This window comes from Caballeronia sp. M1242 (assembly GCF_017220215.1).
In the GTDB taxonomy this organism is placed as follows: domain Bacteria; phylum Pseudomonadota; class Gammaproteobacteria; order Burkholderiales; family Burkholderiaceae; genus Caballeronia.
The window spans coordinates 221,876-238,118 of sequence record NZ_CP071131.1 but is presented as its reverse complement, the minus strand read 5'-3'; the positions used below and the strand labels follow the sequence as shown (position 1 = coordinate 238,118).

Sequence of the window (16,243 nt, the reverse complement as noted above, 5' to 3'; positions counted from 1 at the left end):
GAGACGGTTGGCGACGGCAGGGAGCAGCGCAAACATTGCGTTCTCTCCCGGGCTTTTGTCCCGCCGTGTAACCTCGTTCGAGGTCGACAGCTCTCGGACCAGCGTCTGCGTGCAGACCGGAACCCTAGCCGTCCATTTCAGATTGTCTGTGAACCGGATGACGCGCCGGCTCCTTGCACAACGGTTAAAGCGGGAAGCGTGCCAAGGGCGGAGAATCAAGCATGTGCGGCGTATGAAGGGGGAGGAATGCCCGGTTCGGGTGATGCGCTGCACTGGAACGCATCACGATGCACGGCTTTCGGGCGAGTTTTCATTCCTTGCACCGTAAAGGGGGCAAAGGGAGGGTCACCGGCTTCCGCGGTCTGCGTTGACTTCGAGCGCGGCTGTGCGGCGACTCGGCGCGGACCTATTTTCTCGATGCTGCGAATAGGGCTTCGATGGATGCATCGGCGCTGCGGCTAGCGCGTCTTTGCCTTCAACATCGACCGCGTCAGTTAATGCGGTAAGCGATAGATGCCTTCTAAGCTCGGTCCTGGTCGGTCTCCATGAACTGCAATCTCTTGTCGTCAAAGAAACTCGAGCACCGAATGCGCGACAAGCGCGGCTGCGGTTGCCAGCGCCGCGAGCCAGCTAAGCGCGCGTAAGGTCCAGTGCGCAGCGAGATCGCCTACGGCTTCTCGGCTTGAACTGAGCAAGACGAGCAGAACAAGAACCGGAGTCACCGTCATGCCGTTGAGCACCGCGCTCCAATAGAGCGCTCGCGCAGGCTCGACATGCCAGAAGGTCAGCGCGACGGCGACCGCTATGCCGAGCACGATGGTCCCGGCGAGCAGCCACGCGATGCGGGTATCGCGACGCTCGCCGCTTTCCCAGTTGAATGAACTCGCCGCCGCCTGTGCAGCCGAGCCCGCCAGCGGCGCAAGCGCAAGAAGGGCCGACCCGAGCAGCGCGAGCGCGAGCACGTGCCCCGCATGACCACGCGCGAGCGGCTCCAGTACGCGATCGAGTTGCACGAACTCGCCGGGAGGCGTCGACTGCATGAGATGCAGCGTCGCGGCCGCCGCGATCATCACGCAGACCGAGACCGCATTGGACAGCAAGGTTCTGAGCAGTACCTCGCGTCGCACGCCGCCCATCTTTCGATCCAGTGCCTGCCGCCGCGACACCTCGCTCTTCTCGATGTCGCGCGCTTCCTGTTCGGCTTGCGCGAACATCAGGTAGGGGCTGACCGTCGTGCCCAACACGGCGATCAACGTCGTCACATAGTGTTCCGACCAAACCACATGCGGAATGAAGAGACGCCTTGCGACTGTAGGCCAGGGCACATCGACGAGTACGAGGACGCCGGCATACGCGAACATCGCGAGTGTCAGCCATTTGAGTATCTTCGCGTAGCGTGCATAAGCGACCGTCCATTGCAGGACGAGCGCCGCGCATCCTGACAGCACGGTCAGCCAGGCAAGGGACCCACCGGTCAATGCGCGCAGTGCGGCGCCCATGGCGAGCACATCGACGGCAATGTTCAACGTATTCGCAATCAGGAAGCGCGCGACGGCGAAGTAAAAGAACGGAGGCCAGTCGTGCTTGCGCATGTTCGCAGTCAGGCCGCGCCCCGTGATCGCGGCGACGCGCGCCGAGATAAGCTGCAATGCGACGGTCGACGGGTACGAGAGCACGCACACCCAAAGCTGGTCGAAGCCATACCACGCGCCGGCGAGCGTGTATGTGGCTATGCCGCTGGGATCGTTGTCCGACGCAATCGTGACGAGTCCGGGCCCGAGGTGCGCCGACCATGAATGCGCGCGGCGCGCGCTGCCTCGCTTGTCGCTGTTCGTTGCCGGCTTGTTATGAGGAATGAACATGGGACACTCGCGGGCGTTTGCATCGCGCCACCGCATGAACCGTTCCCAGCAAGTATGGAACGAAAATGTGGCTCGCGGAGCGTCCCGTTGACTCAACGCCCGAGTCCGCTCCCGGCGATCTGTTTCTCCACGTATTGCGCAAAGAGCGCGTGCATGCGCGTCGTCGGATGCAGGTAGTCGGCAAACATGTAAGTCTGGTCGGCGTTCGCGGCAACGTACGTGGACGGGGAGCACAAGAGCGAAGTGTTGCGCGGCGTCCTGGACGGATCGCATGCCTGCGCGGTGTTGGATACCGTGAACCCGTTCGCCTGATAGTTCTGGATGGTCTGGGTGGTCCATGTATAGGCATCGACGAGAATAACCTTGCTTTGCAGGTTGTTGGCCTGCAACGCGGTAAGCAGCGTCGAATTGAACAGTTGCGAGAGCCTCGACAGGTTGCCGCCGCCATCGGCCTGCTGAATACCGTCCGGCGCGAGCCCGACATTAGGCACGTTGACCACGACGACATGGGTCGCGCCGGCCCCGACTATCTGCCCGACCAGCCCGGCGAGCGTCGTCGCCGCCGTTTGCACGGTCTGGTCGGCGGCGGGCGGTGAGCCTGCCCGAAGCACGTCATTCGAGCCCGCCCAGACCAGCACCAACTGATTCGAATTGAAGCTCTTATGCGCCGACAGATAGCTCGAGATCTGCTGATTCACCGGCATCTCGATGTCGCCGATCAGATCGGTGAGGAACTGCTCCTGATTGGCGGGCGTCGCAACGGTCGATCCGCCCTGCGCGTAGCCGAGACCGCTTTGCGCCTTCAGTTGATGGCCGGGATCGACGACATAGGCCGCAGTCAGCGTGTCGCCATAGTACTGAGCGACATCCTGCGACCAGACCTGGCCCGGATTCGTCGTGAACCGTCCGCCGCCCACCGCGCTGGCTATCGGGGCATAGGTGCCGACATCCGACAGACTGTCGCCGAATGCCACGACCTGCAATTTGACGCCGCCTGCCGGACTGGTGGTTGTCGCGCTCGTCGAGTTGTCGCCGCCGCCGCCGCCGCATGACGTAAGCAGTGCAAGAAGTAAGGTAGAAATTGTCTTTCGCATCATCGGGTAAATGTTTGGCTGGAGCATTGGCTCGTCCGTGTCCTCGTTGTGGGCTGCGGCTTCGCGCGCCAAATGGCGTGCTACGCATGCAGTCAGCAGTATCCGTCCGACGAGATAGAGCAAAGTTGATGCAAGCCGGGCGTGGACAGGCAGCGTCAGTCTTCGACATTTGCGGTGCGGGTCAAAGAAACCGGTTGACCGCTCCCGCGCCATCGGGCGCAGTTGTTGCTCGTCGGGCCTTGAGCACAGAGCCGTTGTGATCGCTCGCAGCGTGTGAGCGGTTTTCAATGCATGTATCGACAAGCGTTTGATATTTCTTCCACTCGGCAGGGGACGACCATGCGCGCTATCTCCGCAGGCGTTCGGTGTGCGTCGGCAATCAGCCTGGCTTTCTGCATCGCCGCGTGCGGGGGCGGAGAATCGGCGGTTACGGATTCGGCTGTCGCTAAAGCGTCGGCGCACGTCAGCGCTTCGTCCGCCACCGATAACGCCGCGCTGAACGGCGAATCTCAACACGCCGCGACCGTCAGGCTCCAACGCTACGCGATCGACCCGTCGAAGGTCTTCGTCGCGGGCATCTCATCGGGCGGCTTTGCTGCGGTGCAAATGCACGTCGCCCACTCCGCGACGTTCAAAGGAGCCGCGATCTATGCCGGCGGCGTGTACTGGTGCGCGGGCTTAGGCGGCGCTGCGACAGCGCTCGCGAACTGCGGTGGCTTGACGCTTCCGACGAATCAGGCTTCGTATAACAGTACGCTCGTCGCTTCGGAAACTTATCTCGATGCGCAATCGGCCCTCGGCACGATCGACTCATCGACGAATCTGCGCGGACAACCCGTCTACCTTTGGTCCGGCACGCAAGACGAGGTGGTCAATCCGCTGGAGATGGCCGACCTGAGATCCGAGTACCAGCATTACGGCGCGAAGATTCACTTCGACAACGCGTTTCCCGCTGCGCACGGCTGGGAATCGCCCGACGGCGAGCTTGCCTGCGGCACGAGCGGGAGCCCGTACATGGTGCGTTGCTCGGCCAACGGAGCGGTCTACGACTCGGTGAAAACCTGGCTGACCATGTTCATCGGCCCGCTGAAGCCGCGCAACGGTGGCAAGCTGTCCGGCTCGCTGCTTACCTTCGATCAGACCGAGTTCGGGGCGTCGCCGAACCTCTCGATGAGTTCGACGGGCAGCGTCTTTGTCCCGAAAGCCTGCGCGCAGGGGCAGCAATGCGGATTGGTGCTGGCGCTTCATGGTTGCTTGCAACAGGCGTCGCTCATCGGAAACCGTTGGGTCACCGAAGCAGGCATCAACGAGTGGGCCGACACGAACAAGCTGGTCGTCATCTATCCCGACACAGTGGCGTCGTCCGCGCCCGGGCCGACGAACCCTAACGCATGCTTCGACTGGTGGGGCTACTCCAATCAGTACGATCCCAACTACGCGCTCAAGAGTGGCGCGCAGTTGTCCGTGCTATACGCGATGGTGCAACGCGTGACCGGACGACCGTAGTCGACCAGCGACCAGCGTGTTGTGATCATGCATGCGCTGCTGGCAGTGTCTCCACGGACCGCGGCGACACTGCCCCGCACGCGCGAATGACGAGCCGCACGACTTCTTCCGTCTGTTCGTCGAAGGCTTTCTGCGTGAGCGCGCGCTTGCCTTTGAGCGCGCGAATCTGCGCATCGAAGTCGGCGTAATGCTGCGTGATCGCCCAGATCATGAACATGAACGTATCGGCTTCGACCGGCGCGAGCAGGCCGCGCGCGATCCAGCTTTCGATAACCGTCACACGCGTATCCAGCCACGGCTTCACGCGCTCGCTGAGGATGTCCTGCATGTGGTGCGCGCCGTGAATGATTTCGCTCGCCCACACTTTCGAGCCGAGCGGTCGTCTTCTCGACAACTCCATTTTCGCGCGCACATAACCGCCGATCGCTTCCACCGGGTCGTCGCTGCACTCGAACGTATCCGCCGCGCGATGCCAGTCCTCGAATATGTCTTCCAGCACGCGGCGATAGAGCGCGAGCTTCGTCGGGAAGTAGTAATGCAGATTGGCCTTCGGCAAGCCGGCGCGCTCGGCGATCATCGCCGTGCTCGCGCCTTCTAATCCTTTCTCGGCGAACACCGCCTCCGCACAGGCAAGCAAATGCGCCTCGTTGCTTTCGCGAATCTGCGCGCGGCGGCGCCGCAAGGGCGGCGACGCGTCTTCGTTCGCGGTGATGCTGTTCGTGGCTTCGTCGTGTCTCATCGTCGCGCTCTTTGCCGTCTGTTGTGCATCGTGCCTGATTCGCGCCGTTGGCGCACGCCGCGCTGCATCGCGACGAAAGCATCGGCAAACCCCGCATGCAGGGATGCTGCGATGCAATGGCATGGTTATCGCTTTTTCCGCTCCGTGTTTGCCCGCACACGAAATACGTTGATTTGCTTATTTTAATCGGCTAAAACCTGTCCAACCGGACAGGATTTGAAGCGCGCGCCGGCAACCGGAAAGCGCGCTCTTTGCAACGCCCATCGCAGAACGAAGAGACGTGCACAGCACGGGTGCCCGAACGCACTACAAGCGCACCGGCACGCACGAACCGAGGTCACTCACACACGAAGTCACATCGTCAGGAGCGAGGCGCATGAACGTCCTAACGGATGCAGTCACAGAGGCCGGTCTCGATACGTCCATCCGCGTGAACGGCGCGCGGTTGTGGGAAAGCCTGATGACGATGGCCAGGATCGGCGCGACGCCGAAGGGCGGCGTCTGCCGCCTCGCGCTCACCGATCTCGATCGCGAAGGCCGCGATCTCATCGTCAGTTGGGCGAAGGCCGAGGGCTGCACGGTGCATGTCGATCAGATGGGCAATGTGTTCATGCGACGGGCGGGCCGCAATCTCGACGCATTGCCGGTCGTGACCGGCTCGCATGCCGACTCGCAGCCTACGGGCGGCCGTTTCGACGGCATCTACGGCGTGCTCGGCGGGCTCGAAGTGATTCGCACGCTGAACGATCGCGGTATCGAGACCGAACATCCGATCGAAGTCGTCATCTGGACCAACGAAGAAGGCTCGCGTTTCGCGCCCGCAATGGTCGCATCCGGCGTGTTCGCGGGCGTTTTCTCGCTGGAGTACGGGCTGTCGCGCAAGGACGTCGACGGTAAGACCATCGGCGAGGAACTCAAGCGTATCGGCTATGCGGGCGATGTTCCGTGCGGCGGCCGCAAGCTGCATGCGGCGTTCGAACTACATATCGAACAAGGGCCGATCCTCGAAGCCGAAGACAAGACGATCGGCGTCGTCACCGATGCGCAGGGCCAGCGCTGGTATGAGATCACGCTGACGGGACAGGAAGCGCACGCCGGCCCCACGCCGATGCCGCGTCGCAAGGACGCGCTGCTCGGCGCGTCGCGCGTAGTCGATCTCGTCAACCGCATCGGCCTCGACCATGCGCCGCTCGCGTGCGCGACGGTCGGCATGATGCAGGTGCATCCGAACTCGCGCAACGTGATTCCCGGCCGCGTGTTCTTCACCGTCGACTTCCGTCATCCCGACGATGCCGTGCTCGCGCGCATGGATGCCGCCTTGCGCGAAGGCGTCGCGCGCATTGCGGGCGAGATCGGCCTGCAAACTGAGCTCGAACAGATCTTCTACTACGAACCTGTCAAGTTCGACGCGGCCTGCGTGGCATCGGTGCGCGCGGCGGCGCAGCGCTTCGGATACTCGCACCGCGATATGGTCTCGGGCGCGGGCCATGATGCTTGCTATCTCGCGCAGGTCGCGCCTACATCGATGGTGTTCGTGCCGTGCGTCGACGGCATCAGTCATAACGAAATAGAAGACGCCACGCAGGAGTGGATCGAAGCAGGCGCGAACGTGTTGCTGCACGCCATGCTCGAACGCGCATCCGAACCGGCTCCCTGAGCCGCGCCTTTTCTCGTTGATTACATCCGGCCGTCCGCTTTCTTGCGGACGGAAGGCACCGTCACGCCTTCGACAAGGAACGCGCATGACCATGAAGACCATCGGCGATATTGCGAGCCATCGTCAGACGCACGAACGTCTCGCGTGCGAATTCTCCGACGTCGCGCCGCTTCTGGACGCGACCGCTGCGGCCGCCGCCGCGAGCCGCTGCCACTACTGCTATGACGCGCCATGCGTGCAAGCGTGTCCGACGCGCATCGACATACCGGGCTTTATTCGCAAGATCGGCAACGGCAATCTGAAGGGCGCGGCCTCCGACATTCTCTCGGCCAATCCGCTCGGCGGCATGTGTGCGCGCGTGTGTCCGACCGAGATCCTCTGCGAAGGAAGTTGCGTGCGCAATCATCCGGGCGACGAGCCCGTGCAGATCGGCGCATTGCAACGTCACGCGACCGACTGGGCGATGTCGAATGACGTTGCGTTGTTCAGCCGCGCGCCGGAAACCGGAAGGCGCATTGCGATTATCGGCGCGGGACCGGCGGGGCTCGCGTGTGCGTATCGACTGGCGCTCGCGGGCCATCGCGCCGTGATCTTCGATGCGCGCAACAAGCCGGGCGGTCTCAACGAGTTCGGCATCGCGGCCTACAAGACGGTCGACGACTACGCGCAGCGCGAGATCGAGTGGCTTCATTCGATAGGCGGCATCGAGATCCGGACCGGTCAGGCGCTCGGACGCGACTTCACGCTCGACGAGTTGCGCAAGCAATATGACGCGGTGTTTATCGCGTTGGGGCTCGCAGGCGTGCGTGAATTGGCGCTCGAAGGCGAGTCGCTGAACGGCGTGATGAACGCGGTCGATTTCATCGAGCAGGTGCGTCAGGCCGATGACCTCGCGAGCGTGCCGGTCGGCCGTCGGGTGGTCGTGATCGGCGGCGGCAACACGGCCGTTGATGCGTGCGTGCAAAGCCGCAAGCTCGGCGCGACGAGCGTGACGATGGCGTACCGGCGCGGTGTCGAAAACATGAGCGCGACATGGGCCGAGCGCGAGTTCGCGCAGACCCACGGCGTGTACATCGTCACGCATGCGCAGCCGGTGCGTCTGATCGGCGAGAACGGTCAGGTGACAGGCGTCGAATTCCAACGCGACGCCGAGCGCTTCGTGATCGAAGCCGACATGGTCCTGAAGGCGATCGGTCAGACGCTCGTGCCCGTGGGCATCGGGCGCGAACTGCTGACGCTCGACGGCGGGCGCATCGTGACCGACGAGAATCGCCAAACGACGCTCGCCAAAGTGTGGGCCGGCGGCGATTGCGCCACCCACGAAGGGCTCGATCTCACCGTGCAGGCCGTGCAGGACGGCAAGCTCGCGGCCGCGTCGATCGACGCGTCGTTCGAGCTGACTGCAATCAAAGCCGCCTGATTCGAAGAGGAGACACGAACATGGCCGATCTTCGCTGCAACATCGCCGGCATCTCGTCGCCGAATCCTTTCTGGCTCGCTTCGGCGCCACCTACCGACAAAGCCTACAACGTCAACCGCGCGTTCGAGGCGGGCTGGGGCGGCGTCGTGTGGAAGACGCTCGGGCTCGACCCGCATGTGGTGAACGTGAGCTCGCGCTACGGCGCGGTGCAATGGAACGGGCAGCGCATCGCGGGGCTCAACAACATCGAGCTGATCACCGATCGGCCGCTCGACGTGAATCTGCGCGAGATCGAGCAAGTGAAACGTGACTGGCCTGATCGCGCATTGATCGTTTCATTGATGGTTCCGTGCAACGAGAAAGACTGGAAGTGGATCCTGACGCAAGTGGAGGACACCGGCGCGGATGCAGTCGAACTCAACTTCGGCTGCCCGCACGGCATGAGCGAACGCGGAATGGGCGCAGCCGTGGGGCAGGTTCCCGAGTACGTGGAGATGGTGACGCGCTGGGTCAAGGAAGGCACCAGGCTGCCGTGCCTCGTCAAGCTCACGCCCAACATCAGCGACATTCGCATGGGCTCGCGCGCCGCGTTCAAAGGCGGCGCGGACGGCGTGTCGCTCATCAACACGATCAACTCGATCGTCGCCGTCGACCTCGACCAGATGGCGCCCATGCCGACCGTCGACGGTAAGGGCACGCACGGCGGCTATTGCGGACCGGCCGTGAAGCCGATCGCGCTCAACATGGTCGCGGAAATCGCGCGCGATCCCGAGACTCCCGATCTGCCGATCTCGGGCATCGGCGGCATCTCGTCGTGGCGGGACGCGGCCGAGTTCATGGTGCTCGGCGCAGGCAGCGTGCAGGTGTGCACGGCGGCGATGCACTATGGCTTTCGCATCGTCAGTGATCTGGCCGATGGCCTCTCGAACTGGATGGACGAGAAGGGCTACGCGAGCCTCGACGACATTCGCGGCCGCGCCGTGCAGAACGTCACCGACTGGAAGTACCTCAATCTCAAGTACGGCATCAAGGCGCGCATCGATCAGGACAAGTGCATCAAGTGCGGACTGTGTCATATCGCGTGCGAGGACACGTCGCATCAGGCGATCCTGAAGGAGAAGGACGGCAAGCGTCATTTCGAAGTGGTGGATGCGCAATGCGTCGGCTGCAATCTGTGCATGCACGTCTGTCCCGTCGAGCAGTGCATCACGATGGAACGCGTCGATGCGGGCGAATACGCGAACTGGACCACGCACCCGAACAATCCGGCTCGCGAGAACGTCGAGGAGCCCGCGAAAGCGGCCTGAATCACACGCAGCGCTCGTCATTGACCCCCGCCGCGCACATCGCGCGCAGATGCGATGGCGCGGCGAACACTTAAGCGGAGTGCATCCGATGAATCAGACAGCGCGTAACGTCGAAGCGAGCGGCCTTTACAACGACGATCTGGCGCCGACCGGCCCGGCGCAGCGCACGTGGAAGTGGTATCACTTCGCGGCGTTGTGGGTCGGCATGGTGATGAACATCGCGTCGTACATGCTGGCGGCGGGGCTTACCGATCAGGGCATGTCGCCGTGGCAGGCCGTGATGACCGTGCTGCTCGGCAACGTGATCGTGCTGGTGCCGATGCTTCTGATCGGCCATGCCGGCGCGAAGCACGGCATTCCCTATGCAGTGCTGGTGCGTTCGTCTTTCGGCACGCAGGGCGCGAAGCTGCCGGCGCTGTTGCGCGCGATCGTCGCGTGCGGCTGGTACGGCATTCAGACGTGGCTGGGCGGCAGCGCGATCTATACGCTACTGAACATCCTCACGGGTAACGCGCTGCACGGCGCGGCGTTGCCGCTGATCGACATTTCCATCGGGCAACTCGGCTGCTTTCTGCTGTTCTGGGCGCTGCAGCTCTACTTCATCTGGCATGGCACCGATTCGATCCGCTGGCTCGAAAGCTGGTCCGCGCCGATCAAGGTGGTGATGTGCGTGGCGCTCGTATGGTGGGCAACGTCCAAGGCAGGCGGCATCGGTTCGATGCTCTCGGCGCCGTCGCAGTTCGTCGCCGGCGGCAAGAAGGAGGGCCTGTTCTGGGCGACGTTCTGGCCCGGCCTCACCGCGATGGTCGGCTTCTGGGCAACACTGGCGCTCAACATTCCGGACTTCACGCGCTTCGCACGCACGCAGCGCGACCAGATGGTCGGACAGTCGATCGGCCTGCCGCTGCCGATGGCGCTGCTCTCCGTGATCTCCGTCGTCGTAACGTCCGCGACGGTGGTGATCTACGGCAAGGCGATCTGGGATCCGATCGATCTCACGAGCCGCATGACGGGCATCGGCGTGGGCGTCGCGCTCGTCATTCTCACGCTCGATACGATGTGCTGCAATCTCGCGGCCAACCTCGTCGGACCCGCTTATGACTTTTCGAGCCTGTGGCCGAAGGGCATTTCGTATCGCGCGGGCGGCATGATCACGGCGACCATCGCCATCGTCATGATGCCGTGGAAGATTCTCGCCACCACGCAAGGCTATATCTTCACGTGGCTCGTCGGCTACTCGGCGCTGCTCGGGCCGGTGGCGGGCATCATGATGGTCGACTACTTCTTCATTCGCGGCACGCGGCTCGATCATCGCGAGTTGTTCGAGGAAGACGGCGAGTACTCGTATCACGGCGGCTGGAACATCGCCGCAGTCGTCGCGCTACTCATCGGCGTATTGCCGAATCTGCCCGGATTCCTGCATACCGCATTCCCCGCTTCCTTTCCCAACGTGCCCGCGTTCTTCAACACGGTCTACACGTATGCGTGGTTCGTCGGCCTCGTGCTGGCCGCGCTCGTGTATGGATCGTGGATGAAACTGCGCGGCAGCCCGCGTGCCGACATGCTGAGCGCTTGAACATCAACGGAGGACGACACATGCCTATTCTCATTCGCGGCGGCACCGTCATCGACGCGGACCGCAGCTATCGCGCCGATGTGCTGTGCGCCGATCCGCAGGCGGGCGGCACGATACTCGCCATCGGCCAGGACCTCGATATTCCCGCCGACACGCAGATCGTCGATGCAGGCGGCCAGTACGTGATGCCCGGCGGCATCGATCCGCATACGCACATGGAACTGCCGTTCATGGGCACGACCGCCAGCGACGACTTCTATAGCGGCACCGCGGCGGGATTGTCGGGCGGCACGACGAGCATCATCGACTTCGTGATTCCGAGCCCAAAGCAGCCGCTCATGGACGCGTTCAGGGAATGGCGCGGCTGGGCGGAAAAGGCATCGGCGGATTACGGGTTTCATGTTGCCGTGACATGGTGGGACGAGTCCGTGCATCGCGACATGGGCCTGCTCGTACACGAACACGGCGTGTCGAGCTTCAAGCACTTCATGGCCTACAAGAACGCGATCATGGCCGACGACGAAGTGCTCGTGAACAGCTTCACGCGCTCGCTCGAACTGGGCGCGCTGCCGACCGTGCATGCGGAGAACGGCGAGCTCGTATTCCAGTTGCAGAAGCAGCTGCTCGCGAAGGGCTTCAAGGGACCGGAGGCGCATCCGCTCTCGCGTCCGCCCGAAGTGGAGGGCGAGGCGGCCAATCGCGCGATCCGTATTGCACAGGTGCTGGGCGTGCCGCTTTACATCGTGCATGTGTCGGCGAAAGATGCGGTCGATGTCATTGCGAAGGCGCGCAACGACGGCCTGCGCGTGTTCGGCGAAGTGCTGCCGGGCCATCTCGTGATCGATGAATCGGTGTACCGCGATCCCGACTGGACGCGCGCCGCCGCGCACGTGATGAGCCCGCCGTTTCGCACGAGCGAGCATCGGGAGGCGCTGTGGCGCGGGCTGCAATCGGGCCAGTTGCATACCACGGCGACGGATCACTGCGTCTTCTGCGCGTCGCAGAAAGCGATGGGACGCGAAGACTTCACCAAGATTCCGAACGGTTGCGGCGGCGTGGAAGATCGCATGGCCGTGCTGTGGCATCACGGCGTGAACATGGGGCGTCTCACGCCCAACGAGTTCGTGCGCGTGACCTCGACGAACGCGGCGCAGATCTTCAATCTGTATCCGCGCAAGGGCGCGGTGCAGGTCGGCGCCGATGCCGACCTGGTCGTCTGGGATCCGCAGGCGTCGCGCACGATCTCGGTGAAGACGCATCATCAGCAAGTGGACTTCAATGTCTTCGAGGGCATGACGGTGCAGGGCGTGGCGACGCACACGCTCACGCGCGGCGCGCTTGCATGGACCGATGGCGATCTGCGCGCGGTGCGCGGCGCGGGGCAATATCTGAGGCGTCCGCCGAACGCATCGTATTTCGAAGCCGCGCGCGTGGCGAACAAGTTGAAGGAACCGCATCCCGTGGAGCGTGCCGAGACGGCTTGAGTCCAGCGCGATGAAAGAAGCCCTGCGTTGGAATGCGCGGGGCTTCATTGCGATATCAGCGAGCTTGACGTCGGAGCCGCCGACGATGAACTCGTCGACGGTCGCCAAGCGGAAAGCGCACCACGTCATGCGCGGTCTTGATCCCTTCGATCAACGCAAAGGGCCTTGAGAAGCGCGACTACGCGCTTCATCCATTGCCGTCCCTTGAACGCGAGGAGTCGCCGCGCAATACGGCGGCTCCGCACGCCCGATGGTCAGAAGAAGCCAAGCGGCGTTTCGCTATAGCTCACGAGCAGGTTCTTCGTCTGCTGGTAGTGATCGAGCATCATCTTGTGGTTCTCTCGACCGATGCCCGATTGCTTGTAGCCGCCGAACGCGGCGTGCGCCGGATACGCGTGATAGCAGTTGGTCCATACGCGACCCGCCTGGATGGCGCGCCCGAAGCGATACGCCCGCGTGCCATCGCGCGTCCAGACGCCTGCGCCGAGGCCATAGAGCGTGTCGTTCGCTATGTCGAGCGCCTCTTCTTCGGTTTTGAAGGTCGTCACCGAAAGCACCGGTCCGAAGATCTCTTCCTGAAAGATGCGCATCTTGTTGTTGCCGCGGAAAACAGTCGGCTTCACATAGAAGCCTTTGGCCAGCTCGCCCTCGAGCGCGTTGCGTTCGCCGCCGATCAGACAGTCCGCGCCTTCTTGCTTGCCGAGGTCGATGTACGACAGGATCTTCTCCAGCTGCTCCTGCGAGGCTTGCGCGCCGATCATGGTCTTCGTGTCCAGCGGATGCCCTTGCGCAATCGCCGCGACACGCTTCAACGCGCGTTCCATGAAGCGGTCATAGATGGACTCTTCGATCAGCGCGCGCGACGGGCACGTACACACTTCGCCCTGGTTGAGCGCGAACATGGCGAAGCCTTCGATCGCCTTGTCGAAGTAGCTGTCGTCCGCGTTGAGCACGTCGGCGAAGAAAATGTTCGGGCTCTTGCCGCCGAGTTCCAGTGTCACGGGTATCAGGTTCTGGCTGGCGTATTGCATGATGAGACGCCCTGTCGACGTCTCGCCCGTGAACGCGATCTTCGCGATGCGCTTGCTCGATGCGAGCGGCTTGCCGGCTTCGAGCCCGAAGCCGTTCACGACATTCACGACGCCCGGCGGCAACAGGTCTTCGATGACTTCCAGCAGCACCAGCAGCGACGCGGGCGTCTGTTCTGCGGGCTTCAGCACCACGCAGTTTCCCGCCGCAAGCGCGGGCGCGAGCTTCCATACGGCCATCAGAATGGGGAAGTTCCATGGGATGATCTGACCGACGACGCCGAGCGGCTCATGGAAGTGATACGCGACCGTGTCCTCGTCGATCTGTGAAATCGAGCCTTCCTGCGCGCGCGCGGCACTCGCGAAGTAGCGGAAGTGATCGATAGCGAGCGGGATATCGGCCGCCATCGTCTCGCGCAACGGCTTGCCGTTGTCGATCGATTCGGCTACCGCGAGCCGCGCGAGGTTCGCTTCCATGCGGTCGGCCATCTTCATCAGCAGATTGGCACGATCCGTTGTGGACGTCTTGCCCCACGATGTCTTCGCGGCATGAGCCGCATCGAGAGCGGCTTCGATGTCCGCTTCGCGCGAACGCGGGATCGAGGTGAACGGCTCGCCGGTAATGGGCGAGATGTCGTCGAAGTATTCGCCGCCGACGGGCGGCACCCACTTGCCGCCGATGAAATTTCCATACTGCTTCTTGTACGGATAGTCGGTGCTCAGGAACTGCATCTCCGCATGGTTCATCAGTGTGCTCCTCGCATGTCGATAAGAGCGGTCCGGCGCTGGCGATGCACGCCGCCGCCCCGACTACATTGCGAGTTCCATGCCATTGAGCGCATCCGCGGTACGTCATGAGCGGCGTGCGTTTCCGCAAGGGCGTGCCTTGCGGCCGCACGCGGGAGCTGTTCAAGTCCGCAACAGGTGTATCGCCGTGTAGCACTCTTGAGGAGTTGGACTGCGTCGCTTGGGGTCATGGCGCGACCGCTTAGGGTGCGCGTATAACGCTGATACCGGCGTTGAGCTAGGTTCTTGCCTGCCGCTTGATGGCGATTCGCGGTAACGACGCATAACGCGAAAGGCACTCCTATAGCCGAGCCAATGGGAACACAGAACACGCGATCGTGAAGACGAGCACACCGCGCCAGCGGTGTGCCGAGAATATGGGGCAGCTGTCGAACCCGACGCTGCGCGCGTCGCCATAATGACTGACGTCTCGCCGCGTGCGCAGACTGCATTCCCACAGAAAGGGCAAGACTAAGCGCTATGCAACCCACCGCGCTCTGTCGAGATCGAAAGAGCGCGGTGGACTTCCGCAGAGGCCGACTTAATGGCCGGGCCCCGCATTAAGGGGCAGCTTCGAAGCACGCGCAATGTCGGCGGTCATCTTGTTCGGGCCTGGCTTGTATCCGTTCGACATCAGCAGGAACGCCATGATGTCCGCATAGTCCTGATCCTTCATCTTGCCCGGACGATCGGCGGGCATGTTGGTCGCCATATAAGTGAAGATGCCGCCGACCGTCAGATGTGAATTCGCCGCCGGCGCGAACGACGGCCCTTGCAATGCGGGCGCCGTTACGCCCTGAAGTTGCGCGCCGTGGCACTTCGCGCACGAGCTTCCATACAGCGTCTTGCCGTGCGCGGTCTGAGCCTGTTCGAAGGAAGGCGGCTCTGCGCCGACTTCGTTCGACACCTTGATGTTGCCGCCCATGCGCGAGGCGTTCGCGTCTGCGAGCATGATGCCCGAGAACGAGGGCGATGCCTGCGACGGCTTGTCGAGGTAACCGGTCGATATCTTTTGCGCGGGCAGGGTCCACTGCTTCGTCAGTGCCTGAAGCTCGCCGTCCTTGCGCATGGCCGAGAGCGTATCGTCGATGAGCACGCGCGATGCGGCGGCCTTGGCGCCGAATGCGAAGGACAGGTGCCACTCGGCGTACGGCGAGTCGGCAGGCGCGATGTTGAAGCTGCGTTGCGGGTGCGCCAGGCGATAAGCGACGACGGCCGGATACCACACGATGGCTTCTCGCGCGCGTCCGGTCGCCACTGCGTCGACCGTCGAAGCGCAACTGTTTTCCAGATCGAGCGTCACGTCCCTCCGTTGCACAGCGATGAGTTGCGCTGGACTCGCATAGGTGGCCGCGACGGTGCGCTTCGCTGCGCCCTGTAACACGGTGCCGGGTGCCTCGACGCTCACATATCCCGCGCGCAAATAACCGCTAGAGAAGCGCATTTTGCCGCCGGAAGCATCGGCGACCGTGGAGCGCGGAAAGCCCGCGATCACGTCGCAATCGCGCGTGAGCATCCTGTCGAGTTCCCTGAGCGAAACGCCGTCGTCATCGCCTTCGCCGATACCGCGCACGAACTCGAACGGAAGTTTGGCGCGCGCGAAGACCGCTTGTGCGACGGCGCGATCCAGCGATGCTGACGGGCTACCGGGAAACGTGCAGATTCGTACCGCGGCATGCGACAACGAAGGCGCGAGCGCGATGAGTGCCGCGAGCATCCCCGTCGCGCGAAGGGTATGGAGTGAATGAGTCATGGGAAGGCATCCGGTGGTATGAGAGCGCCGC

11 protein-coding genes and 1 riboswitch are annotated in these 16,243 nt (G+C 63.1%); of the genes, 6 read left to right on the top strand and 5 right to left on the bottom strand.

Annotation, left to right across the window (positions count from 1 at the left end):
* Nucleotides 1-42: 42 nt before the first annotated feature.
* Nucleotides 43-139, bottom strand: a riboswitch (guanidine-I (ykkC/yxkD leader).
* 427 nt (nucleotides 140-566) lie between these two features.
* Complete coding sequence (locus JYK05_RS20560; RefSeq protein WP_206470355.1) at nucleotides 567-1,862, bottom strand: NRAMP family divalent metal transporter; 1,296 nt, start codon at nucleotides 1,860-1,862, stop codon at nucleotides 567-569.
* 92 nt (nucleotides 1,863-1,954) lie between these two features.
* Nucleotides 1,955-2,959, bottom strand: coding sequence for an SGNH/GDSL hydrolase family protein (locus tag JYK05_RS20555; protein ID WP_371826481.1), 1,005 nt, complete (start codon nucleotides 2,957-2,959; stop codon nucleotides 1,955-1,957).
* Between the two features lie 336 nt (nucleotides 2,960-3,295).
* Between JYK05_RS20555 and JYK05_RS20550 the strand changes: the two genes are divergently transcribed.
* Complete coding sequence (locus JYK05_RS20550) at nucleotides 3,296-4,462, top strand: prolyl oligopeptidase family serine peptidase (RefSeq protein WP_206470354.1); 1,167 nt, start codon at nucleotides 3,296-3,298, stop codon at nucleotides 4,460-4,462.
* 25 nt (nucleotides 4,463-4,487) lie between these two features.
* On the opposite strand, the gene JYK05_RS20545 is transcribed toward JYK05_RS20550, so the two are convergent.
* Nucleotides 4,488-5,201, bottom strand: a complete 714-nt coding sequence (locus tag JYK05_RS20545) for a TetR/AcrR family transcriptional regulator (RefSeq protein WP_206470353.1) — start codon at nucleotides 5,199-5,201, stop codon at nucleotides 4,488-4,490.
* Between the two features lie 376 nt (nucleotides 5,202-5,577).
* Between JYK05_RS20545 and JYK05_RS20540 the strand changes: the two genes are divergently transcribed.
* The 5 genes from JYK05_RS20540 (at nucleotide 5,578) to hydA (ending at nucleotide 12,645) form a co-directional block, all read left to right on the top strand.
* Nucleotides 5,578-6,858 (top strand): Zn-dependent hydrolase, encoded by a 1,281-nt coding sequence (locus JYK05_RS20540; RefSeq protein ID WP_206470352.1) that lies wholly within the window; start codon nucleotides 5,578-5,580, stop codon nucleotides 6,856-6,858.
* Between the two features lie 85 nt (nucleotides 6,859-6,943).
* Entirely contained in the window at nucleotides 6,944-8,278 is a 1,335-nt protein-coding gene (locus tag JYK05_RS20535; protein WP_206470351.1) for an NAD(P)-dependent oxidoreductase, read from the top strand.
* Nucleotides 8,279-8,298: 20 nt separating this feature from the next.
* On the top strand, nucleotides 8,299-9,585 hold the full coding sequence (gene preA, locus JYK05_RS20530) for an NAD-dependent dihydropyrimidine dehydrogenase subunit PreA (protein WP_206470350.1): 1,287 nt from the start codon (nucleotides 8,299-8,301) through the stop codon (nucleotides 9,583-9,585).
* A gap of 88 nt (nucleotides 9,586-9,673) precedes the next feature.
* Nucleotides 9,674-11,161, top strand: coding sequence for an NCS1 family nucleobase:cation symporter-1 (locus tag JYK05_RS20525; protein WP_206470349.1), 1,488 nt, complete (start codon nucleotides 9,674-9,676; stop codon nucleotides 11,159-11,161).
* Nucleotides 11,162-11,181: 20 nt separating this feature from the next.
* A complete protein-coding gene (gene hydA / locus JYK05_RS20520; RefSeq protein ID WP_206470348.1) occupies nucleotides 11,182-12,645 on the top strand; it encodes a dihydropyrimidinase in 1,464 nt (487 codons plus the stop codon).
* Between the two features lie 254 nt (nucleotides 12,646-12,899).
* Here the strand turns inward: hydA and adh are convergent, their stop codons facing one another.
* Together adh and JYK05_RS20510 are read right to left on the bottom strand one after the other, a co-directional pair.
* Nucleotides 12,900-14,420 carry an aldehyde dehydrogenase gene (gene adh, locus JYK05_RS20515; protein WP_206470347.1) on the bottom strand — a complete coding sequence of 507 codons (1,521 nt, stop codon included), beginning with the start codon at nucleotides 14,418-14,420 and terminating at the stop codon, nucleotides 12,900-12,902.
* Nucleotides 14,421-15,000: 580 nt separating this feature from the next.
* Nucleotides 15,001-16,212, bottom strand: coding sequence for a c-type cytochrome (locus JYK05_RS20510; RefSeq protein ID WP_206470346.1), 1,212 nt, complete (start codon nucleotides 16,210-16,212; stop codon nucleotides 15,001-15,003).
* Between the last annotated feature and the right edge of the window lie 31 nt (nucleotides 16,213-16,243).

Excerpts from the sequence above, each read along its gene's own strand:
- JYK05_RS20560 (WP_206470355.1), bottom strand. The coding sequence starts at position 1,862 with ATGTTCATTCCTCATAACAAGCCGGCAACGAACAGCGACAAGCGAGGC.
- JYK05_RS20555 (WP_371826481.1), bottom strand. The coding sequence starts at position 2,959 with ATGATGCGAAAGACAATTTCTACCTTACTTCTTGCACTGCTTACGTCA.
- JYK05_RS20550 (WP_206470354.1), top strand. The coding sequence starts at position 3,296 with ATGCGCGCTATCTCCGCAGGCGTTCGGTGTGCGTCGGCAATCAGCCTG.
- JYK05_RS20545 (WP_206470353.1), bottom strand. The coding sequence starts at position 5,201 with ATGAGACACGACGAAGCCACGAACAGCATCACCGCGAACGAAGACGCG.
- JYK05_RS20540 (WP_206470352.1), top strand. The coding sequence starts at position 5,578 with ATGAACGTCCTAACGGATGCAGTCACAGAGGCCGGTCTCGATACGTCC.
- JYK05_RS20535 (WP_206470351.1), top strand. The coding sequence starts at position 6,944 with ATGACCATGAAGACCATCGGCGATATTGCGAGCCATCGTCAGACGCAC.
- preA (WP_206470350.1), top strand. The coding sequence starts at position 8,299 with ATGGCCGATCTTCGCTGCAACATCGCCGGCATCTCGTCGCCGAATCCT.
- JYK05_RS20525 (WP_206470349.1), top strand. The coding sequence starts at position 9,674 with ATGAATCAGACAGCGCGTAACGTCGAAGCGAGCGGCCTTTACAACGAC.
- hydA (WP_206470348.1), top strand. The coding sequence starts at position 11,182 with ATGCCTATTCTCATTCGCGGCGGCACCGTCATCGACGCGGACCGCAGC.
- adh (WP_206470347.1), bottom strand. The coding sequence starts at position 14,420 with ATGAACCATGCGGAGATGCAGTTCCTGAGCACCGACTATCCGTACAAG.
- JYK05_RS20510 (WP_206470346.1), bottom strand. The coding sequence starts at position 16,212 with ATGACTCATTCACTCCATACCCTTCGCGCGACGGGGATGCTCGCGGCA.